This window comes from Priestia endophytica, from assembly GCF_026790145.1.
GTDB lineage: Bacteria > Bacillota > Bacilli > Bacillales > Bacillaceae_H > Bacillus_I > Bacillus_I endophytica_A.
Genome location: NZ_JALAMS010000001.1, coordinates 150,422 through 174,957 on the forward strand (window position 1 = coordinate 150,422; position 24,536 = coordinate 174,957).

At 37.3% G+C, this 24,536-nt stretch carries 21 protein-coding genes and 1 other annotated feature; of the genes, 16 read left to right on the plus strand and 5 right to left on the minus strand.

Features of this window, described 5'->3' with window-relative positions:
- Position 1: 1 nt before the first annotated feature.
- Positions 2-1,042: a nicotinate-nucleotide--dimethylbenzimidazole phosphoribosyltransferase gene (cobT, locus tag MOC86_RS00820; RefSeq protein ID WP_268582336.1), complete on the plus strand. Its 1,041-nt coding sequence runs from the start codon at positions 2-4 to the stop codon at positions 1,040-1,042.
- Between the two features lie 88 nt (positions 1,043-1,130).
- Positions 1,131-3,725, plus strand: a complete 2,595-nt coding sequence (gene clpB / locus MOC86_RS00825) for an ATP-dependent chaperone ClpB (protein ID WP_268582337.1) — start codon at positions 1,131-1,133, stop codon at positions 3,723-3,725.
- Between the two features lie 24 nt (positions 3,726-3,749).
- Here clpB and MOC86_RS00830 read toward each other — a convergent pair whose 3' ends face one another.
- Positions 3,750-3,953, minus strand: coding sequence for a YjzD family protein (locus tag MOC86_RS00830; RefSeq protein ID WP_019393847.1), 204 nt, complete (start codon positions 3,951-3,953; stop codon positions 3,750-3,752).
- 244 nt (positions 3,954-4,197) lie between these two features.
- On the opposite strand from MOC86_RS00830, the gene MOC86_RS00835 reads away from it, so the two are divergent.
- The 4 genes from MOC86_RS00835 (at position 4,198) to MOC86_RS00850 (ending at position 7,220) form a co-directional block, all read left to right on the plus strand.
- The gene (locus MOC86_RS00835; protein WP_268582338.1) at positions 4,198-4,932 is read left to right on the plus strand and encodes an alpha/beta fold hydrolase; all 735 of its coding nucleotides are present in this window, start codon (positions 4,198-4,200) and stop codon (positions 4,930-4,932) included.
- 111 nt (positions 4,933-5,043) lie between these two features.
- A complete protein-coding gene (locus MOC86_RS00840; protein ID WP_268582339.1) occupies positions 5,044-5,895 on the plus strand; it encodes an NAD-dependent epimerase/dehydratase family protein in 852 nt (283 codons plus the stop codon).
- A gap of 113 nt (positions 5,896-6,008) precedes the next feature.
- Positions 6,009-6,965, plus strand: a complete 957-nt coding sequence (locus MOC86_RS00845; RefSeq protein ID WP_268582340.1) for a BMP family ABC transporter substrate-binding protein — start codon at positions 6,009-6,011, stop codon at positions 6,963-6,965.
- Between the two features lie 63 nt (positions 6,966-7,028).
- Entirely contained in the window at positions 7,029-7,220 is a 192-nt protein-coding gene (locus MOC86_RS00850) for a ComZ family protein (protein WP_019393843.1), read from the plus strand.
- A 47-nt stretch (positions 7,221-7,267) separates the two neighbouring features.
- Here MOC86_RS00850 and MOC86_RS00855 read toward each other — a convergent pair whose 3' ends face one another.
- On the minus strand, positions 7,268-7,531 hold the full coding sequence (locus MOC86_RS00855; RefSeq protein ID WP_268582341.1) for a hypothetical protein: 264 nt from the start codon (positions 7,529-7,531) through the stop codon (positions 7,268-7,270).
- Positions 7,532-7,869: 338 nt separating this feature from the next.
- On the opposite strand from MOC86_RS00855, the gene MOC86_RS00860 reads away from it, so the two are divergent.
- The 4 genes from MOC86_RS00860 to MOC86_RS00875 all read left to right on the plus strand — a co-directional run bounded on the left by MOC86_RS00860 (position 7,870) and on the right by MOC86_RS00875 (position 11,996).
- Positions 7,870-8,808, plus strand: a complete 939-nt coding sequence (locus MOC86_RS00860) for a beta-ketoacyl-ACP synthase III (protein WP_268582342.1) — start codon at positions 7,870-7,872, stop codon at positions 8,806-8,808.
- Between the two features lie 59 nt (positions 8,809-8,867).
- Complete coding sequence (fabF, locus tag MOC86_RS00865; RefSeq protein ID WP_268582343.1) at positions 8,868-10,103, plus strand: beta-ketoacyl-ACP synthase II; 1,236 nt, start codon at positions 8,868-8,870, stop codon at positions 10,101-10,103.
- 108 nt (positions 10,104-10,211) lie between these two features.
- On the plus strand, positions 10,212-10,994 hold the full coding sequence (locus MOC86_RS00870) for a DUF2268 domain-containing protein (protein WP_268582344.1): 783 nt from the start codon (positions 10,212-10,214) through the stop codon (positions 10,992-10,994).
- 252 nt (positions 10,995-11,246) lie between these two features.
- Complete coding sequence (locus MOC86_RS00875) at positions 11,247-11,996, plus strand: YjbA family protein (RefSeq protein WP_268582345.1); 750 nt, start codon at positions 11,247-11,249, stop codon at positions 11,994-11,996.
- A 26-nt stretch (positions 11,997-12,022) separates the two neighbouring features.
- Here MOC86_RS00875 and trpS read toward each other — a convergent pair whose 3' ends face one another.
- Complete coding sequence (gene trpS / locus MOC86_RS00880; RefSeq protein WP_268582346.1) at positions 12,023-13,009, minus strand: tryptophan--tRNA ligase; 987 nt, start codon at positions 13,007-13,009, stop codon at positions 12,023-12,025.
- Positions 13,010-13,065: 56 nt separating this feature from the next.
- Positions 13,066-13,268, minus strand: a binding site (T-box leader).
- Between the two features lie 541 nt (positions 13,269-13,809).
- Between trpS and MOC86_RS00885 the strand changes: the two genes are divergently transcribed.
- From MOC86_RS00885 to MOC86_RS00910, 6 genes are all read left to right on the plus strand, one after another.
- Entirely contained in the window at positions 13,810-15,435 is a 1,626-nt protein-coding gene (locus MOC86_RS00885; RefSeq protein WP_268582843.1) for a peptide ABC transporter substrate-binding protein, read from the plus strand.
- A 106-nt stretch (positions 15,436-15,541) separates the two neighbouring features.
- A complete protein-coding gene (locus MOC86_RS00890) occupies positions 15,542-16,477 on the plus strand; it encodes an ABC transporter permease (RefSeq protein ID WP_019393835.1) in 936 nt (311 codons plus the stop codon).
- Between the two features lie 3 nt (positions 16,478-16,480).
- Positions 16,481-17,398, plus strand: a complete 918-nt coding sequence (locus tag MOC86_RS00895) for an ABC transporter permease (protein ID WP_268582347.1) — start codon at positions 16,481-16,483, stop codon at positions 17,396-17,398.
- A 13-nt stretch (positions 17,399-17,411) separates the two neighbouring features.
- Positions 17,412-18,488: an ABC transporter ATP-binding protein gene (locus tag MOC86_RS00900; protein ID WP_243514434.1), complete on the plus strand. Its 1,077-nt coding sequence runs from the start codon at positions 17,412-17,414 to the stop codon at positions 18,486-18,488.
- Complete coding sequence (locus MOC86_RS00905; protein WP_326847696.1) at positions 18,472-19,413, plus strand: ABC transporter ATP-binding protein; 942 nt, start codon at positions 18,472-18,474, stop codon at positions 19,411-19,413. Before MOC86_RS00900 ends, MOC86_RS00905 begins: the two co-directional genes overlap by 17 nt.
- A gap of 156 nt (positions 19,414-19,569) precedes the next feature.
- Entirely contained in the window at positions 19,570-20,142 is a 573-nt protein-coding gene (locus tag MOC86_RS00910; RefSeq protein WP_124050071.1) for a GNAT family N-acetyltransferase, read from the plus strand.
- Between the two features lie 18 nt (positions 20,143-20,160).
- Here the strand turns inward: MOC86_RS00910 and MOC86_RS00915 are convergent, their stop codons facing one another.
- Both MOC86_RS00915 and MOC86_RS00920 read right to left on the minus strand, forming a co-directional pair.
- A complete protein-coding gene (locus MOC86_RS00915) occupies positions 20,161-23,211 on the minus strand; it encodes an efflux RND transporter permease subunit (protein ID WP_268582349.1) in 3,051 nt (1,016 codons plus the stop codon).
- Positions 23,208-24,401, minus strand: coding sequence for an efflux RND transporter periplasmic adaptor subunit (locus MOC86_RS00920; protein WP_268582350.1), 1,194 nt, complete (start codon positions 24,399-24,401; stop codon positions 23,208-23,210). Before MOC86_RS00920 ends, MOC86_RS00915 begins: the two co-directional genes overlap by 4 nt.
- Positions 24,402-24,536 lie beyond the last annotated feature (135 nt).

Consider the following 24,536-nt stretch of genomic DNA (forward strand, 5'->3'; position numbering starts at 1 on the left):
TATGTTAAACAATACAATAAAGAATATTACAGAGGTTGATGTACATAAAAGGGAAGAAGCGACCAAACGTGTAGACACGCTTATTAAGCCATTAAAAAGTTTAGGAAGACTCGAAGAGCTCTACATACAGCTTGCAAGCATTACGGGAACTTTGCATCCAAAAGTAGATAAAAAAGTTGTTCTTGTAATGGCTGGAGATCATGGCGTGTTTTCAGAAGGAGTAACAGCTTTTCCTCAGTCTATTACGGCTTTACAGACAGAGCTTTTTACTAAGGGAGTTACAGGAGTTTGTGCTTTAGCAAGACAAGCTAGAGCAGAAGTTGTTGTAGCAGATGTAGGTGTCGCAGCAGATATCAATCATCCACTTATTCAAAACTATAAAATTGCTTATGGAACAGGAAATATTAGAAGGGAAGCTGCGATGACAAGGCAGCAAGCAGTAGCGGCACTTGAGATCGGTATTCTTCTTGCTAATGAACAAATTGATCAAGGGAAGAACTTGCTTGGCACAGGAGAAATGGGGATTGCTAATACAACTCCAAGTTCCGCCATTGTATCTCTTTTTACAGGGAAAGATCCAGAGGAAGTAACAGGGGTAGGAGCAAACCTTCCAACAGAAAAGTTGTCACATAAAGCACTTGTCATTAAAGAAGCAATTCAACGACATGAGCCTAATAAAAATGATGGGGTGGACGTTTTAGCGAAGATTGGCGGATTTGAAATTGGGGCAATGGCAGGAGTTATGTTAGCTGGTGCAGCGCGGAAAGTTCCTGTTGTTGTGGATGGATTTATTTCAACATCAGCAGCCCTTATTGCTCATGCTATTGAGCCTAAAGTTCTTCCTTATTTAATTCCTGCTCATTTATCAATGGAGCAAGGAGCAAAAGCAGCGGCCGAGTTTTTAGGATTTAAACCTTTGCTGGAACTAGGACTTTGTCTTGGAGAAGGAAGCGGTGCAGCTCTTTCTTTTAATATTATTGAAGCAGCAACATTTATGAATGAAGATATGATGACATTTGAAGAAGCAGGCATGAAAATCTAAGCATTCTAGTTGTTCTAAAAGGAAAAAATTTATATACTATTACTAAAGGTCAAAGAAAGTCAAATTAGTGAAATGGTGTGTGATTTAAATGGATATGAATTCAATGACAGGGAAAGTGCAGGAAGCCATTCAGCGTGCACAAAATCTTGTAATTGAAAAACATCATCAGCAAATTGATCTTATTCATATGCTATCGGCTCTTTTAGAAGACAGAGAGGGAATAGCACAGCGCATATTGGAAAAATTGAATATTTCAGTAACGGACTTTAGAACTGACGTTGAAAAAGCTGTTGAGCGGAAACCTGTTATAACAGGATCAGGAGCTCAAGGGGGATCCATTTATATTACGAGCTCTTTTTCGGCTCTTTTACAACGAGCAGAAAAGAAAGCGGAAGCTTTTAAAGATGCCTACATTTCAGTAGAACATATTGTGCTTTCATTAGCAGAAGACGAACAGAAAGAAATTAAAGACTTATTTTTAAAATATAACCTAACCGAAAAAGAAATTTTACAAGTTGTGAAAGCAATAAGAGGTGATTCACACGTGAATAGTCAAAATCCTGAAAGCACATATGAAGTGCTTGAGAAATACGGACGTGATCTTGTTCAAGAAGTACGTGAAGGGAAAGTTGACCCTGTCATTGGAAGAGATGCAGAAATTCGTCGTGTTATCCGGATTTTATCTCGAAAAACGAAAAACAATCCTGTACTTATTGGAGAACCTGGAGTAGGGAAAACAGCGATTGTGGAAGGATTAGCTCAGAGAATTGTACGCAAGGATGTACCTGAGGGGCTTAAAGATAAAACGATCTTTTCCCTTGATCTTGGAGCGCTTGTTGCAGGGGCAAAGTTTAGAGGAGAGTTTGAGGAAAGACTAAAAGCTGTTCTTCAAGAAATTAAGAAAAGCGACGGTCGTATTTTACTTTTCATTGATGAGCTTCATACAATTGTTGGAGCTGGTAAAACAGAAGGTGCAATGGATGCTGGTAACCTCCTTAAGCCAATGCTTGCTCGTGGTGAACTTCACTGTATTGGGGCGACAACGCTTGATGAGTACCGTCAATATATCGAAAAAGATGCTGCACTTGAACGAAGATTTCAACAAGTTCAAGTAGCAGAGCCAACTGTTGAAGATACGATTTCAATTTTACGTGGATTAAAAGAACGTTTTGAAATTCATCATGGAGTTAATATTCACGATAGAGCGCTTGTTGAAGCAGCAACGCTTTCAGATCGTTATATTTCAGACCGTTTTTTACCTGATAAAGCCATTGATTTAATTGATGAAGCATGTGCAACAATTCGAACAGAAATTGATTCAATGCCTGCTGAGCTTGATGAAGTAACCCGACGTATTATGCAGCTTGAAATTGAAAAGGCTGCTTTAAGTAAAGAAAAAGATAGCATAAGCCAAGAACGTCTCAGCATTCTTGAAAAAGAGCTAGCAGACTTAGAAGAATCATCTAAATCCATGCGTCTTCAATGGGAAAAGGAAAAGGGAGATATTGAGTCACTTCAAGAAGTGAGAGAGCGTCTTGAAAAAGCTCGCCGTGATCTAGAGGAAGCTGAAGGAGCTTACAATTTAGAAAAAGCAGCAGAGCTAAGACATGGCCAAATCCCTCAGCTTGAAAAAGAGCTAGCGTCTCTTGAAAAACAAATGAGTGAAAGAGAAGAACACAGCTTGCTCCGAGAGGAAGTAACGGAAGAAGAAATTGCCGAGATAGTAGGAAGATGGACCGGAATTCCAGTTGTCAAGCTTGTTGAAGGAGAAAGAGAGAAACTGCTTCGCTTAGAATATATCCTAGAAGAGCGTGTAGTGGGACAAAGTGAAGCTATCGAACTTGTCACAGACGCAGTGCTACGTGCAAGAGCTGGTGTGAAAGACCCTAGTAAACCAATTGGTTCTTTTATCTTTTTAGGGCCAACAGGAGTAGGGAAAACAGAGCTTGCAAAAGCGCTTGCTCAAAGCTTGTTTGACAGTGAAGACCAAATGGTTCGCATTGATATGTCAGAGTATATGGAAAAGCACGCTGTTTCTCGTTTAATCGGAGCTCCTCCTGGATATGTGGGATATGAAGAAGGTGGACAATTAACAGAAACAGTGCGTCGTAAGCCTTATTCTGTTATTTTGCTTGATGAAATTGAAAAAGCTCATCCAGAAGTATTTAATGTTCTATTACAAATGCTTGATGATGGGCGTATAACAGATTCTCGCGGAAAAACCGTTGATTTTAAAAATACAGTAATTATTATGACATCAAATATTGGATCACATTATCTTCTAGAAGGATTAGAAGACGGTAAGCTGACAGAAAGCGCGCGTGGAAGCGTCATGAATGAGCTTCAAGCCCATTTTAGACCAGAGTTTTTAAATCGTATTGATGAAACAATTTTATTTAAGCCACTTACTGTACACGAAATTACAGGGATTGTAGATAAAATGTTAAAGGAGCTTAGCGAACGACTGCAAAATCGTCAAATTTCTGTTGAATTAACAGATGAAGCTAAGAAGTATGTAGCGAAAGAAGGATTTGATCCTGTATACGGAGCAAGACCTCTCAAACGTTTTATTCAAAAGAATATTGAAACCAAAATTGCACGTGAAATTATTAAAGGAACCATTCAAGATAATGATCATATCGTTCTCGATATGCAAGACGGCGAATTTTTCATTACAAAATAAAAAGCAGAGGATTAATCCTCTGCTTTATTCTTTACCAAGTTCTACTTTTCTTTTTTCTTCTTCACCAGTGCCAAGGGCTTCTCCTAGGATAATAACTAGTACTGTTACAGCAACAGATAAAATAGAAGCAACGGTAAAATTATATGTACCACCTTGCATCGAATTTACAACATATGCTGTCATGTTTACTAATAAAAAGCTCCAAAATAAAGATACGATAACTCTCAATTCCTCACCTCATTCTCCCTGCTTTTGCTCCTATTGTACCACAGCCTTTAGAGGATTATCATTGCAAAGAAAAAAACTTTTTGAACATTTTAAAACAGATGAAAAAGAAAACAGATACTAAAAAAATGCAGAGACTAGGCGCTCTTCCCTATCATTTCTCTTGTTTTCTCATAGACTGTTCATAGCGAGAGAACATTTTGCTTTCTTGTTAAAGTTAGAGAGTAACTATTCGGGGGACAACATTATGAATTGCCGTTACTTTATGCTTGAAAATCAATGGAACGTTATTCATCTTCCTGAAAAGCCAAATGGATTTGGTATTTTAATTTTAGGAGACAGCAACCATTTTGTAGAAGGTTCAACTAGTTTATGGACTCAGCATAAGGGGAGAGAACGGCTGGTAGACTGCTTACTTGAAAAAGGATACACAGTGTTTTATTCAAACTTGTTTGGAGCGAATTGGGGAAGTATAAAAGCTTTTCGTTTAGCAAGACAGCTTTATCATCTTGTTATGCGTCAGGAGATTTTAAATCGAAAAATCCATTTATTATCAGAAGGGATGGGAGGGCTTCTTGCTCTTCAATTGATGGAAGAAATGTCTGAGGAGATTCGATCTACTGCTTTTCTCAATCCTTGTTTAGATTTTGAGCTTTACTATAAGCAGGCTCAAAAACATCCTTTTTTCTTAAAGCGTCTTGAAAAAGAGTATCGTGAAGCACATAATCTAACACGTTCCACGACGCGTGAGGCAATGGAAAATCATGTGCGGCTTGAATATTATCAAAACGAAGTGCCAGCCAAAATTTGGGCCGATGTACGAAATTCTTCTCCGTATTCTGTTGAGCATAGTAAGCAATATGAAAAATTGAAAGGTGAGCAAGGAGGAAATGTAGAAATTTCTTTTTACTTGCCTGAGAAACAGTATTTATTTTCAAAAGCGCTTTGTTCATTCTATAAGAGCTGGGAACAAGAACTATAAAAAGTAAGAAGACCTTTTTAAAAAAGGTCTTCTTTTAGTGGAAATAAATAAGTATTGCAAAGCTTATTTCATGCATACGATACAGTATCATACTAGAGAAGGAGCTTTCATATGAAAAAGGTAGCTATTATTGGTGCAAATCGATTTTTAGGTTTTTATTTAACAAAAATCTTCTTAGAGCAAGGTGTGGAAGTTTATGGATATATCCATGATGGTCATCCTGCAGAAGGAATTGTGCGAAAAGAAATGTCTTTTATGTATGGCCGTAATGCAAACTTTACAGAAGTAACAGACCTTTCTAGAATTTTTGAAGATCAAAATATTGAAGCAGTGTATTTTACGTACATAGATGGAGGAGATATTTATAGACGTTCATTTTTAAGAGGTAAAATTGTTGAAGCTTATGATGCATTAAAACAGACTATTTCTTTTTGTAAACGCCAGCATATTCGACTTATTTTTCCATCATCTCTAGAGGTTTTCGGAGATCATCAGCAAACTGTTGAAAAAAGCACGCTTCCAGAACCGACAACAGCAGCTGGTAAGCTTTATTATGAGTTTGAAAAAAAGCTTCAACATCACTGTAACCAAAAAAGTTGTTATATCGTGCGATGTGCCACACTTTATGGGCCATTACAGCCTATGTCAATGGTTTTTCAGCAATCTTTCCTTGGAAATCAAATCTCTAAAATTTCGGAAGACAAACGAGATCTATTATATGTAGAAGACGTTGCATTAGAACTTAGTGATGAGAGTAAGCTAAATAAATTGGATCCTCTTTCCCATTTTGTCTCAGGTCAAAAGAGACAATGGCAAAAAGCAGCGTCCTTAGTTGGAGTAAAAGGAGACAAAAATAGTCCTCATATCTCTTGTCAACAGGGCCATCATATTGCCTATACAAAAGTTGAGGAAGGAATTGAGAAACAGAGAAAGAGTACAGAGTTACTGTTTCTGGAAAAGTAATAAAACCTTTTATCTAATGGAGGAAATAGGTTTTTACAAAGGGTTATCAAAGTTGTAGAATATAGGAGAACTAAACATTTGACTCGGGGCAGTGAAAGGTGTAAATGAGAGAAATGAATAACAAGAAGAAAGGTTTAGGGCTTCTATGCCTTCTTTTTTTGCTTTTAACAGGGTGTGACAATAAGCCACATAAAATCGAAAAAGTGGGTTTGCTTATCCCAAGTACTGTGAATGATCAGGTATGGGGGACGAAAGGTTATACAGGACTTGTCGGTATTCAATCTGAGTTTGGTGTTGATATTTTTTATAAAGAAAAAATAGATTCAGAGAGTCTCATAGAAGAAGCGGTAGAAGAATTTCATAAAAGAGGCGTCAATTTAGTCTTTGGACATGGTGATATTTATACGCCTGTCTTTAATAAGCTTGGAAAAAAGTATCCTGATATGCATTTTGTAGGGTTTAATGGAGATGCAAAAGAGGATAATGTAACAAGTTTGAATTTTAGCGCTTATGCTATGGGGTTTTTTGGTGGCATGGTAGCGGGAAAGATGACGGAGACAAATCAAGTAGGAATCATTGCAGCATACGCATGGCAGCCAGAAGTAAAAGGGTTTGCTGATGGAGCTGCTTTTCAGAATAAGAAAGTAAATGTTGATATTCGCTATGTTCATAGCTGGGACGATGTGCAAGCAGCATCGCATATTCTTAACAATATGCTTCAAAAAAATGTTGATGTTGTATATCCAGCAGGGGACGGTTATAATGTTCCACTTATTGAAGAATTGAAAGAAAGAAACCTTTATTCAATTGGATTTATCTCTGATCAGAGCCATTTTGGTGGAAATACGGTATTAACAAGTACTGTTCAGGATGTTGCTCATCTTTATGTTGTCGCAGCTGAGAAGTTTGATAAAGGCGAGTTGCAGTCAGGGAATGCTTACTTTGATTTCCAAGATGGAGTTGTTTCAATGGGGGAATTTAGTCAGAATATAGATGAGTCGTTTCGAGAAAAAATACAGCGAGATATTGAAACTTATCAAAAGACAGGGAAGTTACCAAATGAAAAGTAGCGTTTCTTCTTTTTTTTCGTTAAGATAGAAACAGTAATGTTAAATAGAAAAGAGGAACATAAGATGGATGAAAAAGGTATGCAGTTCATGCAAATTGCAATGAAGTATCTTCCAGAAGCAAAGCAGCTCTTAGATGAAACAGGAGCAGAGCTTACCGCCGAACATCTTCAGCCGTTTATGTCATTGCTTACAAAAGTGATGAATGAAGCATATGAGCTTGGTAAACAAGATGCACTAAATTCTGAAGAAGCATAAAAAAAGCAGCTAAGAGTATACTCTTAGCTGTTTTTTTCTTAGAACGTTTATTTGTTTAACCACTTTAGAAAAAGAGGAGAAATTTCTTTTAAAAGAGGCTTCACACGTTCTAAAGAAGCCATAATTTCAAACATTTGTTCAAAAAGTTCCATATTCTCATAGTCTTCAAAATAATTTGTTTCCTCAGCTTCTACTTTTTGTATTTCTTCGAATTCAAAATCTTGTTCTTCAGTCTCTTTTTCTTCTTCCTTTGTTGTTGCTCTATAACCGAACATAAGCTTAGAGAAATAGTCCATTTCACGATCTGCCAAACCTTTCCCCTCCCTTTGACTAAATTACCCAATCCTCAATTATTACTATATGATAGGAACTTAGAAAGGTTTAGGGCAAATAACTATAAATACTAAACTTTTTGAGAGAGTTGTATAGATTGAAGTGGACAAATACACTAAAATAATTTAAAATTAGTACCAAGTCATAATAATTGATATTAAATTACAGTGCTATTTTGCTCAGTTCAGTCTCAGGGGGACGAGAACAAAGCGATTTTTTTATGTCTTAAAAGTTTTATTGTATAATAGAGAGCGTGTAAAAAATAAATGATAGTAAATGATAAATAAAAGAGTTTTCTTTTAAAGGAGTTGCTCATATGAATGCAGGAATAATTGGAATGGGGCGCTATTTACCAGAAAAAATCCTCACAAACCAGGATCTTGAAAAAATGGTGGATACATCTGATGAATGGATTCGCACAAGAACAGGAATTGAACAGCGTAGAATTGTAGCAGAAAATGAAAAAACATCGGATATGGCTTATCATGCTTCAGTAAGAGCTCTAGAGGACGCAGGTATCACAGCGGAAGAGCTTGATATGATTATTGTATCAACTGTAACACCAGATCAGCCGTTTCCAACAGTTTCTTGTATGATTCAAGAGCGACTTGGTGCAACTCGTGCAGCAGCGTTAGATATTAGTGCTGCTTGTGCAGGGTTTATGTATGGTGTGATCACTGCAAAACAATTTATTGAAACAAATGCGTACAAAAATATTCTTGTTATCGGAGCTGAGACGCTTTCCTCTATTACTGATTGGAATGATCGTAATACGGCTGTTTTGTTTGGAGATGGAGCAGGGGCAGCTGTGATTGGACCAGTATCAGAAGGAAGAGGAATTTTATCTTTTGAGCTTGGAGCAGATGGAACAGGTGGAAAACACCTTTATCAAAAACAAAAAGATTTTATTTTTATGAATGGTAGAGAAGTATTCAAATTCGCCGTTCGCCAAATGGGAGAATCTGCAGTAAATGTAATTGAAAAAGCAGGTTTGTCAAAAGAAGATGTGGACTTTTTAGTTCCACACCAAGCAAATATTCGCATTATGGAATCTGCTCGTCAGCGTCTTGATCTTCCTGAGGAGAAGATGTCTAAGACTGTGAACCTTTACGGAAATACATCAGCAGCTTCTATTCCTATTTCTCTTGTTGAAGAGCTAGAACAAGGGAAGATTAAAGATGATGATGTGTTAGTTATGGTTGGTTTTGGCGGCGGGTTAACATGGGGCGCGATCGCTATGCGTTGGGGAAGATAAGCTTTTTATAGAAAATTCTTTATTTTAAGGTTTGAAATGAAAGAAAAGGAGATGTCTACATGAAACGTCGTGTTGTTGTTACGGGTGTTGGGGCTTTAACACCACTAGGGAATGATGCTAAAACATCATGGGAAAATGCTATTAAAGGTGTATCAGGAATTGGAGAACTAACAAGAGTCGATAAAGAAGAGTTCTCTGCAAAAGTAGCGGCGGAAGTAAAAGACTTTGAAGTTGAAAAATATATGGATCGTCGTGAAGCTCGAAAGATGGATCGCTTTACTCAATATGCTGTTGCTGCTTCACTTATGGCTGTTGAAGATGCAAAGCTTGAAATTACAGAAGAGATTGCTCCAAACGTTGGAGTATGGATTGGTTCTGGTATCGGTGGAATGGAGACATTTGAAAACCAGTTCACAACATTAACAGAAAAAGGCGCGCGCCGTGTGAGTCCTTTCTTTGTACCAATGATGATTCCAGATATGGCAGCAGGCCAAGTATCAATTGCTCTTGGAGCAAAAGGATTTAACTCTTGTACTGTTACAGCTTGTGCTACAGGAACAAACTCTATTGGAGATGCATTCAAAGTTATTCAACGTGGTGATGCTGATGCAATGGTTACAGGAGGAACAGAAGCACCAATTACAAGAATGTCACTAGCTGGTTTTTGTGCAAACAAAGCTTTATCAACAAATCCAGACCCAAAAACAGCTTGCCGTCCGTTTGATAGTGACCGCGATGGTTTTATCATGGGAGAAGGCGCTGGAATTCTTGTGCTAGAAGAGCTTGAGCATGCACTTGCTCGCGGTGCTCACATTTATGCTGAAATTGTTGGTTATGGTGCAACAGGAGATGCGCATCATATCACTGCTCCAGCTCCAGGCGGAGAAGGCGGAGCTCGCGCAATGCGTATGGCTCTTGAAAATGCAGGATTGAAACCTGAAGATATTGATTATATTAATGCACACGGTACAAGTACAGAGTATAACGATAAATATGAAACAATGGCAATTAAAGAAGTGTTTGGTGAACATGCTAAAAAACTTGCCATTAGCTCAACAAAATCAATGACAGGTCACTTACTTGGAGCTGCTGGTGGAATTGAAGCAATCTTTAGTGTGAAAACGATTGAAGATAGCATTATCCCACCAACAATTAACTACCAAACTCCTGATGAAGACTGTGATTTAGACTACGTACCAAATGAAGCTCGTTCTCAAGAAGTGAACGTAGTATTAAGTAACTCACTTGGTTTTGGTGGTCACAATGCAACTCTTATCTTTAAAAAATATCAATAAAGGCTAGACTTCAAAGTGCTCTTTCAACATTAAATGAAAGAGCGCTTTTTTGTGCATTTTCCTTTTCCCCGCATATGATGTCATAAAAGCATAAAGGAGACTTAACATATGCAGGTTATGAAGATGTATGAATGGGAAAAGGAGCAAGTAGTTTCAAAGCTCATCCCTTTTTTTAAAGGATATGACAACCAGCACATCTTAACTCTTTTACAGAGGAATGGAATGCTTCCCATCCCTCAGTGGGAAAAGGAAAAGATACGTCCTATTTTTTCAAAAGAAGTGCTTTTATGTATTAAGAAAACGTATAAGGAATTGCAAAAAGAATGGGAAGGTCCAAACGTTCCCCTGTTTCTTGCACCACTAGACATAATGAAGAAAAAGATGGTTCGCACCCAGCGTGGAAAATCAGGATTAGCCTTTAATGATAAAGTGTTTCTTTTCTTGAGCGAAAGTTTACCTTTAAAAGAGATTCAGGCAGTTCTTGTACACGAATATCACCACGTATGTCGATTACACAAAATAAATAAAAAAGAAGAAAACTATACACTCATTGATTCTATTATAATGGAAGGACTTGCGGAGTCTGCTGTTCAAGAATACGTTGGAGAAGACTATGTTTCTTCTTGGGCTTCATACTATACAGAAAAACAGGCTCATCATCTGTTTAAAAAGGTAATTAAACCTTCTCTACATGTAAAAAGAAGAGAGCGAGCTCATGATCAATTGCTTGTTGGAGGGGGATTTATGCCAAGGATGATTGGGTACCATGTTGGTTTTCAAATTGTTCAAACTCTACTTTCAAACCAATCTTACAAAATGAAGGATTTATTTTTTTTAGATGGGCAGAGCATACTAGAAAAGTCAAAGTGGGCTGAGGAAAACTTTTCATAAAACTTTAAAAACAGTGTTTTATAGGAGAGTAGAGGGGGATTTTATTACAAAGGTAGTAAGTAAGTTGGAGTCTTTTTAAGGTTACCTTTCTCTTTGGAAGCATCTTCTTAAACCTTTAAAATACATTTCTTCTCTTTCACATATCGAAAAATGTAGAGGAATGTTGGATAAAATATGTGTTGAAATAGAATAAAAAGAGTTTTCTATGCCTATACTGATTTTTAATAAACCGTGATAAAGCGAGGGATAAAAATGCTATATCTTCATGACGTATGGGTCAATTGGTTTGAGGGTGAAGAAAATGGTTACAATGTATGTTCATTTCATGAATGGAGAAAAGAAGATACTGTAGAGTTGTTAGATCAGGCTCCGCTTCTTAAAATTAATTCTCTGCTTTTTGATTATATTGAAAACGACTTAGCCGAGCTTCCAGAGCAGCTTCTATCTGATATCTATCAAAAAGCATATATCAGAAAAAATCATGAACGCATTCAAATGGACTATTGTTTTATTGTAACAGATGGGAAAAATATTTTAGCTATTGATACAATGGGGTATCAAATCCCAATTCGCAAAAGTCGCCTTATTCCAAGGCAAGAGCAAATTGTCTATGAGATGGTGAAAGACGAAAAAGAACTTATCTTCCAATTCAATAAAGAACAGCTCTTGAAAAAGGAACACCATATTTTATCGCCGTCTCCCATATTAATGAATGGCTTAACGCGAAAAGAAAGACAGCTTAAGCAACTTCTTTTTATGGCTTTAGATCAACTACATACATCAAAGAATACAGCTCAGCTTCGCTACTGGTATACAGAGTGGAATCCAAGTGAATATGAAGTAATTCAAACAATGGCTTTTAACGAAGTGTGGGAGCGACTTTACGAAGAAACAAAAGAAGGATGGTCAGGACGACACCTTTTACTATGTGAACGACTTGTAAAAGGACAACCATTCTTTGAAAAACTGTGGGAAATGGAACAAGAATCAAAGGTAAATTAAAAAAAGGCTGCATTTGCAGCCTTTTTTTAGCGTTTGCGTCCAATTCCCATTGCATTACGCATTTTTCTAAGCATTTTATTTGCTGTTTTGTTCGCTTTTTCAGCACCTTGATCTAAAATGTCATCAAGTTCTTTTGAATCAATAAGTTCGTAATAGCGTTTCTGGATAGGAGCAAGAGCGTCGATTACGACTTGTGCTAAATCACCTTTGAACTCACCGTAGTTTTTCCCTTCGTATTGAGCTTCGAGTTCTGCAATTGTTTTATTCCCAAGGATAGAATAGATGCCAAGTAAATTTGAAATGCCTGGTTTTTCTTCGCGATTATATTTTACGATTCCTTCTGAGTCTGTTACAGCACTTTTAATTTTTTTCTCAATTTGCTTTGGCTCATCAAGCAACGTAATAAAAGCTTTTTGGTTTGGATCTGATTTGCTCATTTTTCTAGTTGGATCTGCTAGTGACATAACACGTGCACCTACTTTAGGAATACGCGGTTCTGGAATTGTGAAGATATCATTGTGTTTTCTATTAAACCGCTCTGCTAAATCACGTGTTAATTCAATATGCTGCTTTTGGTCTTCACCAACAGGTACAACATCTGTTCCATAAAGTAAGATATCTGCAGCCATCAATGGTGGATATGTGAGCAGTCCTGCAGAAACGGCCTCTTTTCCAGCTGATTTATCTTTGAACTGTGTCATTCTTTCAAGTTCTCCAATATAAGCAACGCATTGTAGCAACCATCCTGCTTCAGTATGCGCTGGAACTTCTGATTGAATAAACAGCGTTGATTTGGTTGGATCAATCCCAACTGATACGTAAAGAGCTGCTAAACTGCGGATATTTTTGCGAAGTGCTAGACGATCCTGAGGAACTGTAATTGCATGCTGATCAACAATACAAAAATAACAGTTATACTCCTCTTGTAAGTCTACAAAATGTTTCATTGCTCCAATGTAGTTCCCTAATGTAACGGAACCGCTCGGCTGAATGCCTGAAAAAATAGTTTCCATTTGTTTTTCATCCTTTCTTTATTGAACGCTAAAAAACCGATTCATCTCTAGTAAATACTAGGGACGAATCGGTTCGCGGTACCACCCTACTTGCTTTTAACAAGCCAGCTCGTATTCAGTAACGTTGAATAATACGTCTAAGCTTTGCACTTAGAAGCTCAAAAGTCCATTCCATATGAGTAACTGTTTGTTCACACCAACCACAAACTCTCTGAAAAAGTCACATTTCATATGTACTATTCTTTCTCATTGCCTGATATTAAATCTCTGCTTCTATTATACATAAATGATTCGAATTCTCCAAACTCCAAAATGATAAAAATTTTGTGTAATATTATCTCCCATACTATATGCGAAAAGCTTTTTAGATAAAGTCATTTCGGATTCCTAAACATTGTGAACTAGCTATATGTTGGTTGTTTCACAAGAGTAGTATAGGGTTTAGCTGGCAATTTCTATCTGACAACTTCTTTTTTTTTATGAAAATTATAGAAAATTAGTATTGCAATAAATTTTTAAACTATTTATAATAAACGTAATCCACAGTTATTTTACAAGTTCATTACAACATTTTAATTTTCAGAAAAGAACAAATAAATGGTCAATTCATCCTTATAAACGCAATGTTATAAAACGTTACATAATAAAATGAATAATGAGCCATTCATCTTTTATCTACTAAAAGATCTACTAATTAATGCCTTACCTATTCTGAAAATTTAGATTAGTAGGAACTTATGCGTGTGATTGCTGACAAATAGAAAAAGGGGGAAACGATCGTGCAAAAGAAACGATGGGCAATGCTTACAAGTTTACTACTTGTTTTTACACTTGTCTTGAGCGCATGTGGATTCGGTAGTAAAGAATCTTCAAGCGGTGGAGATGGAGGTGATGGTGGTTCTAAGGACACGTTGAAGATTAATATCGGAACTGAGCCATTTTCACTACATCCTGGTTTAGCAAATGATAGCGTATCAAGTAACGTTTTATTACAAACGTTTGAAGGGCTAACGCGAATTGGAAAAGATGGAAAACCTGAAAACGCGATGGCTGAAAAAATTGAAACTAGTGAAGACAAAAAAACATATACTTTCACAATTCGCGATGATGCGAAATGGTCAAACGGAGATCCTGTAACAGCAGGAGATTTCGAATATGCTTGGAAATGGGCATTAGACCCGAACAACCAATCACAATATGCTTATCAGCTTTATTATATTAAAGGAGCAGAAGAAGCAAATACAAAAGGTGGAAGCCTTGATGATGTTGGCGTAAAAGCAGTTGACGACAAAACATTACAAGTTGAGCTTGTAAACCCAACACCGTTCTTTGAATCGCTAACAGCGTTCTACACGTATTACCCAGTCAACAAAAAAGTAGCTGAAGCAAACCCTGAGTGGTACACAAATGCTGGTAAGAACTACGTATCAAACGGACCATTCAAAATGACAAAATGGAAGCATGGCGGTTCTATTACAGTAGAGAAGAACGATCAATATTGGGACAAGGATTCTGTAAAGCTTAAAAAGATTACAATGGCAATGGTTAAAGATGCTCAAACAAACTTAAACATGTTCAAAAAAGGTGAAATTGATTGGGCTGGTCTTCCGTTTGAATCTCTTCCAACAGAAGCGATTCCTAGTTTAGAGAAAGATGGTTCATTGAACGTTGAACCGATTGCCTCTGTATATGTGTATAAGTTTAATACAGAACAAAAACCATTCGACAATGTTAATATTCGTAAAGCATTAACTTACGCAATTAACCGTCAAGCAATTGTAGAAGAAATAACACAGGCAGGACAACTTCCAGCAATGGCGCTTGTACCGCCAACAATGGAAGGTTTTAAAGATAATGAAAAAGGCTATTTCAAAGATCATGATGTGAAAAAAGCAAAAGAATATCTTGAAAAAGGTTTAAAAGAAATGGGTCTTAAAGACGCATCAGAACTTCCGAAAATTAACCTTTCTTACAACACAGATGACGCACATGCTAAAATTGCGCAAGCAGTCCAAGAAATGTGGAAAAAAGAACTTGGTGTTAACGTTGAGCTAGATAACTCAGAGTGGAACGTATACATTGATAAACTTCATAGCGGAAACTATCAAATTGGACGTTTAGGCTGGCTTGCGGACTTCAACGATTCAATTAACTTCCTTGAGCTTTATCGTGATAAAGAAGGCGGAAACAATGATACGAATTGGGAAAATCCAGAATACAAAAAACTTCTAATTGACTCTGCGCAAGAAACAGATCCGAAAAAGCGTGAACAAATGCTAAAAGACGCTGAAAAAATTATTATGGATGAGTTACCAATTGCACCAATCTATTTCTATACAAACCCATGGCTGCAAGATGAAAACTTAAAAGGAGCTGTCTTATCAGGACTTGGTGATGTACAGTTCAAATGGGCTTACTTTGAATAAAAAGTAATTTCATAGTTTGAAGACGGAAAGTATATGAGAGTCGTGTTCTCATATACTTTTCTGTCTGAAAAACGCAAAATTTGTCAAACCGTGGAGGTGTAGTGCTTTGTTAAGATACATTGGAAAAAGACTAGTTTATATTCTTATTACACTATGGATTATTGTGACAGCTACATTTTTCCTTATGCAAGCAGCACCAGGGGGACCGTTTTCCGGAGAGAAAAAGCTTCCACCTGAGATTGAAGCCAACTTAAATGCACATTATGGTCTAGATCAGCCGCTTTATAAGCAATACTTTGATTACTTAGTGTCAGTAGCACAGTGGGATTTTGGTCCATCATTTAAATATAAAGGTCAGACAGTAAACGACCTCATTAATTCAGGATTTCCAATTTCTTTCACATTAGGAATGGAAGCGATTCTACTTGCTTTAGCGCTAGGAGTGCTATTAGGAGTTATTGGAGCATTAAATCATAATAAATGGCCGGATTATACGGTAGCTGTTATTGCTGTACTTGGAATATCTATCCCAAGTTTTATTATGGCAGCTGCTCTTCAGTATATCTTTGCCATGAAGCTAGGTTTATTCCCTGTTGCACAGTGGGAGTCATGGGCACATACATTTTTACCAACGCTAGCCCTTGCTGCAACTCCGATGGCATTTATTGCTCGACTTACTCGTTCTAGCATGATTGAAGTACTAGGAAGCGATTATATCCGCACAGCAAAAGCAAAAGGATTAAGTAGAGCAAGAGTAACTATTACGCACGGCATTCGTAATGCAATGCTTCCGGTTATTACGTATATGGGACCTATGACTGCTGGAGTATTAACAGGAAGTTTTGTTATTGAAGATATCTTTGGAATTCCGGGTCTTGGGGCTCACTTCGTTAACAGTATTACAAACCGTGATTATACAGTGATCATGGGCGTTACCGTCTTCTTCGGTGTCATCTTACTATTGTGTGTATTACTTGTTGATATTCTATACGGATTTATTGATCCGCGTATTAAAATCTCCAAAGCGAAGAAAGGAGCTTAACTCATGCAACAAATTCCAAAAGAGATGTTTGAACCTGTATCTACTAATCATAATGAGGCTGAGAAAATTTCGAAGCCGAGTCTATCATTTTGGAAAGACGCTTTTCTTCGCTATCGAGAGAACAAGCTTGCGATGTTTGGCACGGTGCTGATTATTCTTCTCTTAGTAATGGCTATCTTTGCTCCGATATTTTCAAAATATGACTATGAAACAACAAATTTATTAAATACAAATCGACCTCCTTCAAGTGAGCACTGGTTTGGAACGGATGACCTTGGACGAGATATTTTCGTCAGAACATGGGAAGGTGCACGTATTTCTCTTTTCATCGGCCTTGCCGCTGCTTTTATTGACTTAATTATTGGAGTGATTTGGGGAAGTATTGCAGGTTTTCGCGGTGGGAAAACCGATGAAGCAATGATGCGAATTGCAGATATTTTATGGGCAATTCCTTATCTGTTAATGGTTGTTCTTTTAATGGTTATTTTGGATAAAGGGCTGCTTCCAATGATTATTGCAATGTCGATTACAGGATGGATTAATATGGCTCGTATTGTACGTGGGCAAGTCCTCCAATTAAAAAACCAAGAGTTTGTGCTTGCTTCTCAAACATTAGGGGCAAAAACAAGTCGCTTATTGTTTAAACACCTTATTCCAAACTCAATGGGTCCTATTCTTGTAACAATGACGTTAACGATTCCAAGCGCTATTTTCACAGAAGCATTTCTAAGCTATCTTGGCCTTGGGGTTCCAGCTCCATTAGCAAGTTGGGGAACAATGGCAACAGAAGGAGTACCAGCCCTTGAATACTATCCATGGCGTTTGCTTTTCCCAGCCACGTTTATTTGCTTAACGATTTTTGCATTTAACGTAATTGGAGACGGACTGCGTGATGCGTTAGATCCAAAACAAAGAAAATAAGGGAGGGTGAAAGATGTCACATTTACTAGAAGTGAAAAACTTATCAGTATCATTTAAAACATACGGTGGGGAAGTTCAAGCGATTCGAGGCGTGAATTTTCATTTGGATAAAGGTGAAACACTTGCGATTGTAGGGGAATCCGGATCAGGAAAAAGTGTAACATCACAAACAATTATGAAACTCATCCCAATGCCTCCTGGTTTTATTAAAAATGGGGAGATATTGCTTGATGGAGATGATATCGTTCCAAAAACAGAAAAACAAATGCAGGCTATCCGTGGAAAAGATATCGGGATGATTTTTCAAGACCCAATGACAGCTCTTAACCCAACAATGAAAGTTGGAAAACAAATTACAGAAGTTCTTTTTAAACATGAAAAAATCTCAAAAGAGAATGCAAAAAAGCGTGCAATTGAGTTATTAGAGCTTGTTGGAATTCCAATGCCTGAAAAACGAGTCAATCAATATCCTCATGAATTCAGCGGTGGAATGAGACAGCGCGTTGTTATCGCCATTGCGCTTGCTGCAAAACCGAAGTTGTTGATTGCGGATGAGCCAACAACAGCACTTGATGTAACAATTCAAGCTCAAATTTTAGAGCTTATGAAAGATTTACAAAAGAAAATTGACACAGCCATTATTTTCATCACGCATGATCTTGGAGTTGTTGCTAACGTAGCAGACAGAGTAGCGGTTATGTATGCAGGGCAAATTGTGGAAACAGGAACAGTCGATGAGATTTTCTATAATCCAAAGCATCCATACACATGGGGACTGCTTGCTTCAATGCCAAGTCTTGATAACGATGCACAAACAGAGCTTTTAGCTATTCCTGGCACACCTCCAGACTTGATTAATCCGCCAAAAGGAGATGCTTTTGCGCTAAGAAGTTCATATGCGATGAAAATTGATTTTGAACAAGAACCACCAATGTTCAAAGTGTCAGACACACACTATGCAAAGACATGGCTTTTACATCCAGATGCACCAAAAGTTGAACCACCACTTGCTGTTCAAAAACGCATTAAAGCCCTTAATACAAGTTACGATAACCCAGTATTAATTGAGGAAGGTGAGCAAAATGGCTGAGAAACTGCTTGAAATTCAAAATTTAAAACAGCATTTCCCATCTTCCAAAGGAACGGTAAAGGCTGTTGACGGGATTACATTTGATATTTATAAAGGAGAAACACTTGGGCTTGTAGGAGAGTCTGGGTGCGGAAAGTCAACAACAGGTAGAAGTATCATTAGACTTTATAATGCAACAGATGGAAAAGTTCTTTACGAAGGAAATGATGTTCACGGCAAAAAATCACGCTCAGAGTTATTGCAGTTCAACCGAAAAATGCAAATGATTTTCCAAGATCCTTATGCGTCTCTTAATCCACGTATGACCGTTGGCGATATTATTGCAGAAGGCATCGATATCCATGGATTAGCGAAAAATCGAAAAGATCGTATGGAAAGAGTGTATAGTCTTCTAAATACAGTTGGATTAAATAGAGAACATGCAAACCGCTACCCGCATGAATTTAGCGGTGGACAACGTCAAAGAATCGGTATTGCACGAGCGCTTGCTGTTGAACCTGAGTTTATTATTGCAGATGAACCAATCTCAGCTCTTGATGTATCAATTCAAGCTCAAGTTGTAAACTTATTGAAAAAACTGCAGCGTGAGCGTGGACTAACATATTTGTTTATCGCTCATGATTTATCAATGGTCAAATATATTAGTGATCGAATTGCGGTAATGTACTTTGGAAAAATCGTTGAGCTTGCAACAAGTGAAGAGCTTTATCGTAATCCAATACATCCATATACAAAAGCCCTTTTATCAGCTATTCCACTTCCAGATCCTGATTTTGAACGAAAGCGTGTAAGACAATCATATGACGTAACAGTGCATGACTATACAAATGAAATACCTTCACTTCAAGAAGTTACTGATGGTCATTTTGTTTATTGTTCAGAGTCAGAGCTTATTCAATATCAAAAAGATTATTATAAAAGTTAGCGAGCATACTCTTTTAGAGTTTGCTCTTTTTTAGATTTCAAAGAAGTTTAGGTTTTCTTCTTCGCGGGTATGGGAAGAATGGTTATAGAGCGACTCACTTTTTAATTTAAATAAAAGGTAGAACGCTAAAAAATAAGGGAGGACTACTATAAGACAATGAATTGGTATGAGAAACTGAGCGAGTATTTTCCGGTGGAGGAAATGAAATCAAAGGACCATATTGAGGCACTTCTAAGTGAACAAGGAGATATTTATCACAAAGATGAAAGTTCAAACCACGTTTTAATGTATGTGGAATTTGATGAGTTTTTATTTATTGATTATTTATTCGTATCAGGTAAAGCAAGAGGACAAGGTCTTGGTAATAAACTCCTTGATAAACTCAAAGATAAAAGAAAACCAATCATTCTAGAAGTGGAACCCGTTGATGAAGATGATCATGATACAGAAAAACGACTTCGTTTCTACAAGAGAGCAGGTTTTAAACATGCTCGTTCAATTGGCTATCGTCGCCGTTCTCTTGCTACAAATGAAGTGAATGCAATGGAGATTCTATATTGGTCACCTAATGAAGAAACAGAAGAAGATATTTTAGAGCATATGAAAAGAACGTATGAGACGATTCATACGTATAAAGATAAACAATGGTATGGTAGATCTTATCTGAATGCTGATGAAGTATTAAAGCTTCGTGAAGAAGAACATGATAACATTTTAGATGATTTATAAAAAAGACAGGATGAATATTCATCCTGTCTTTTCTTTTTTCTTTATTCTTCTTTGTTCGAACATATAGTATAAAGTTGGAATGAAAATGAGCGTAATAAAAGTAGAAACTGTAAGCCCAAATATAATGACAATTGCCATTGGACGCTGGATTTCTGTGCCTTCTCCAATCCCGAACATAAGGGGAAGAAGGCCAAGAACAGACGTTAGAGCTGTCATCATAATAGGGCGGAGTCTTGTAGGGCCAGCGAGTAAAATGGCTGCTTTGGCATCGTATCCTTCTTCTCTGAGCTGCTTTAAATAGTCTATAAGCACAATGGCGTTATTAACAACAATGCCTGTCAAAATAAGAATTCCAACAAGAGAACCAACGCCAAGCGGTTCATTTGTGATTAAGAGCCCAAGAATAATTCCAATGAATGTTAATGGAACGGAAAACATAATTAAAAAAGGATGAAAAAACGATTCAAACTGAGCAGCCATTACCATATAAACAAGTACAACGGCAAGAGCAAGGGCAAGAGATAATTTATAAAAAGCATCATTCGTTTGTTCATTTTGTCCGCCAAAGGTTACTTTGTATTGATCATTTGGTAACGGCAAGTTTTCTTTTAATGTTTTTTCAATGTCTTTCGTAATTGTACCGAGATCACGATTTAGAATATCAGCATTTACGGTAATCTCTCTTACTCTGTCACTTCTTGTAATTTGTGAAGGACCCGTATCTCTTGAAATGGATGAGACAGCTTTTAAAGGAATAGATGTTCCCCCTTGTGTTTGAACGGTAAGGTTTTCAAGCTCCTCTGTTGAGGAAATGTACTTTTCGTCTACGAGAAGGCGAACATCAAGCTCTTCACCAGCGTTTCCTGAAAGTTTTGTTGCAACAAGACCTTTAGTGGCGTCTGAGACTGTTTGAGCAACAGAAGCACTGCTAATTCCATATTGAGCAGCTTTATCACGATTAATAGAAATACTAACTTCAGGATTTCCTTCTTCATAATTTGCTTTTGGTTCTCTTACTCCATCTACTTTTGAAATAAGGTTAATTGTTTGCTCTGAAAGGCTTCGCAATGTTTCAAGATTAGGACCTGATATTTTCAAAGAAATAGGATTAGCAGAAAAACCAGAAGTCCCAGAGGAAACCGTAATATCTGCGTTTGGGATGTTTTTTAACTTCTGACGAATGTCCTCTGCAATTTCTAAATCGGTTCTTGAACGATTTCCGATATCTGTTAATAAAACGCTATAATTTGCTTCATTATTGCTATTTCTGCTACCCATTGAAAAGCTGCTACTGCCACCAATCGTAACGTACGTGTTCGCAATTTCTTCAACAGGTCTTATTTTCTCATTAATTTCCTTTACTTTTCGGTACGTTTTCTCAACTGTACTTCCAGGAGGAAGTTCAGCCTCAATAGACAGATAGCTTTGATCTTGTGAGGGTAAAAACTCTGTGCCAATAAAAGGTACTCCTGCAAAGGAAAGAAGAAAAAGAACGATAACAACACCGACCGTTTTTTTCGGATGTTTTAACGAAGCGGAAAGCAGTATTTTATAGCGATTGTTGAATTTATCGAAGACACTTTTTTTCTCATTCTCCTTTAACTTTAGAATTAGAGAAGAAAGAAGAGGAACGATAATAAGGGCCGTAAATAGAGCAGCAAACTGAGAGTAGGAAACAACAAGAGCAAGCGGTTTAAAGAGTTGAGCAGCAAGGCCATCGACAAAGATAATCGGTAAAAATACAACAACGCTTGTAAGAGTAGAAGCAATAATTGCCTGTCCAACTTGATTGGTACCTTTTATAGCAGCGTCTTTTTTTCCTTCTCCTTCTTGTCTTAAACGATAAATGTTCTCCAAAATAACAATGGCATTATCAACCATCATTCCGACACCTAAGGCAAGCCCACCAAGCGTCAATAAATTGAGTGTTTGGTTACTGAAATACATAAAGATAAACGTTGTTATAATGGACAGTGGAATCGCTAAGGAAATAATCATTGTACTTCTAAAGTTTCGCAAAAATAGAAAAAGAACGAAAGCAGCAAGTAAACTTCCTACGATCATATTTCTTGATACAGCAGAAATGGATTGGTTAATAAACATACTTTGATCGAAGATGGTCTGAATCTTAATGTTGCTTGGAAGCTCTTCTTTCAACTTTTCTATCTCATTATGAATATTCTTAGCAACTTGTACTGTATTTGTTCCGGACTGTTTTAAAATAGAAAGACCAACAGCATCTTTTCCATTTAAATAACTTAACCCATTTTCTCTTTGTTCTTTTTGTTCTATTTCTACTAAGTCGTTTAAAAGAACAGTTCCTTTCTTAGTTGGAATGGGAAGCATTTCTAAATCATTTAAAGAGGCAAACTTACCTGTAATGCGAATTGGCAGTGTTTCTTGGTGATCTTCCACATTTCCGCCAGGTAAATCAATATTCTCTGATCCAATGATTTCTTGTAGATTCTTCAATGTGATGCCATAAGAAAGTAGCTTTTGCGGGTTTGCAATAAGTTGAACTTCTCTTTCTGGTCCACCTTCAATAGAAGTTGAGGCAATTCCATCGAGCCGGTCAACCGCTGTCTTTACTTCCTTCTCGGCTACTTCTTTTGCGTTTTCAATATTTCCCTTTGTATCTGTTATAGCAAGCTGCATAATGGGAAGGTCACTTGGATTGAAGCGAAGTACTTTTGGTGTTTGGACACCGTCTGGCAGAATATCACGAACAGCATCAATTTGTTCTCTCATTTTTAGAGTGGCAAAATCCATATCTGTTCCCCAATTAAACTGAACAAGAACAAGAGCACCACCATTTTGAGAAACAGAAGAAACCTTTTCGATATTTGGAATGGTCCCCATTGCACCTTCAATCGGTTGGGCAAGCAAATTTTCTACTTCTGTTGGACTCGCTCCATCATATGTAGCTGTCACAACGGCTGTAGGAAACGTAAGCTCAGGAAATAAATCAATAGACATGTTTTTAACGCTAACACTGCCAAGGATAATAAGAAAGAAAATAACCATTGACATAGCGATAGGACGAAGAACAGAGAATTGGACAATTTTCATGAAACGTCTCCTTTGATCACTTCTATATCACTGGTGTCTTTTACATCTTCTTTTCCTTCAATAATTACAAGGTCTCCTTTTTTTAGCCCTTTTTTCACTTCATATGCATTATCACTTTTTATTCCAAGTTCAATTTCTCTTCGTTGTGCTTTATTATCATTTACAACATAAACGTATGGTTTAGAGTTGTTATAAAGCAAAGCTTCTACTGGAACTGTAAGAGCATCGTTGACTTCTTGAACAGAAACTGAGGCAGAAACCCGAACACCACCTTTAATGGCACCGTTCTCATTTTGTACAGAAATGGAAGCAGGAAATAGGCCTGTCTCTGGATTTGCCGTTGGAGAAATGCTTGTAACTGTTGCTCGGTAGTTTTCTTTAATTCCATCAAAAGAAAGGGAAGCATTCATATTCGGTTTTATTTCTGCTACTTCATAGCTGTTTAGCTGAAATGTTGCCGTTATTGTATCTTGATTCACAATGACAGCAGCGGGAGAGTTTGGTGAAAGCGGACTTCCTTCCACAGCTGCAATATCTGCAACTTGTCCACTGAAAGGAGCACGAAGTACAGTGTTTTCAATCGCTGTCTTAGCTTCATCAACAGCTGCTTGTGCTTGTTGTTTTTGTAGATTCAACGTTTCTGCTGGGACAGTTGCTGTTTGGTTTTCTAGAATCTTTTGAGAAAGCTGAGCCTGAGTTACCACTACTTCTAGTCCTTTTGCTAAAGCTTCTTGTTGTACTTTTTCTCCTTGCTCCATTCCCTCTAACAGAGATTTAGAAGCAGAAATAGAGGTTTGCAAATCTTTACGAAGCTTTTGAACTTCAGCACCAACTTCTTCATTTTTAGTTTCATTTAGGATGGAATCAATAGATGATAATGTATCTGATGCTGTATTAAGCTGTTGCTGAGCTTTTGTATCGTTAAGCGTGATAAGCACATCTCCTTTTTCTACGCTATCGCCCACTTTAACATGAACTTTTTCCACAGGAAGGGAGAGAGATGTTACAATAGGAGCCTGTTTGGCAGGCTTAGCTACGCCTGATAGCTCCATTATCCCTGATATATCTTGTTCTTTTACTTTGGCTGTTTGAATGGGGATGGCTGTTTTCTCATTATTATCTGTTGTAATTTCTTTTGGAGCACAAGCAGCTAAAGTAAGAATACTGGTTATTAACCATAACTTACGCATATGTTCACCGCCTTGATGAGTTTATGTAGTATTTCTTCATAAATAAATGAAATCATATTTAACGTGCGCTCTTTTTCAACTTTTATAACGAAAAGGGAGGAATATTCCTTCAGGTAAGCCAAATTTTACAGGAGA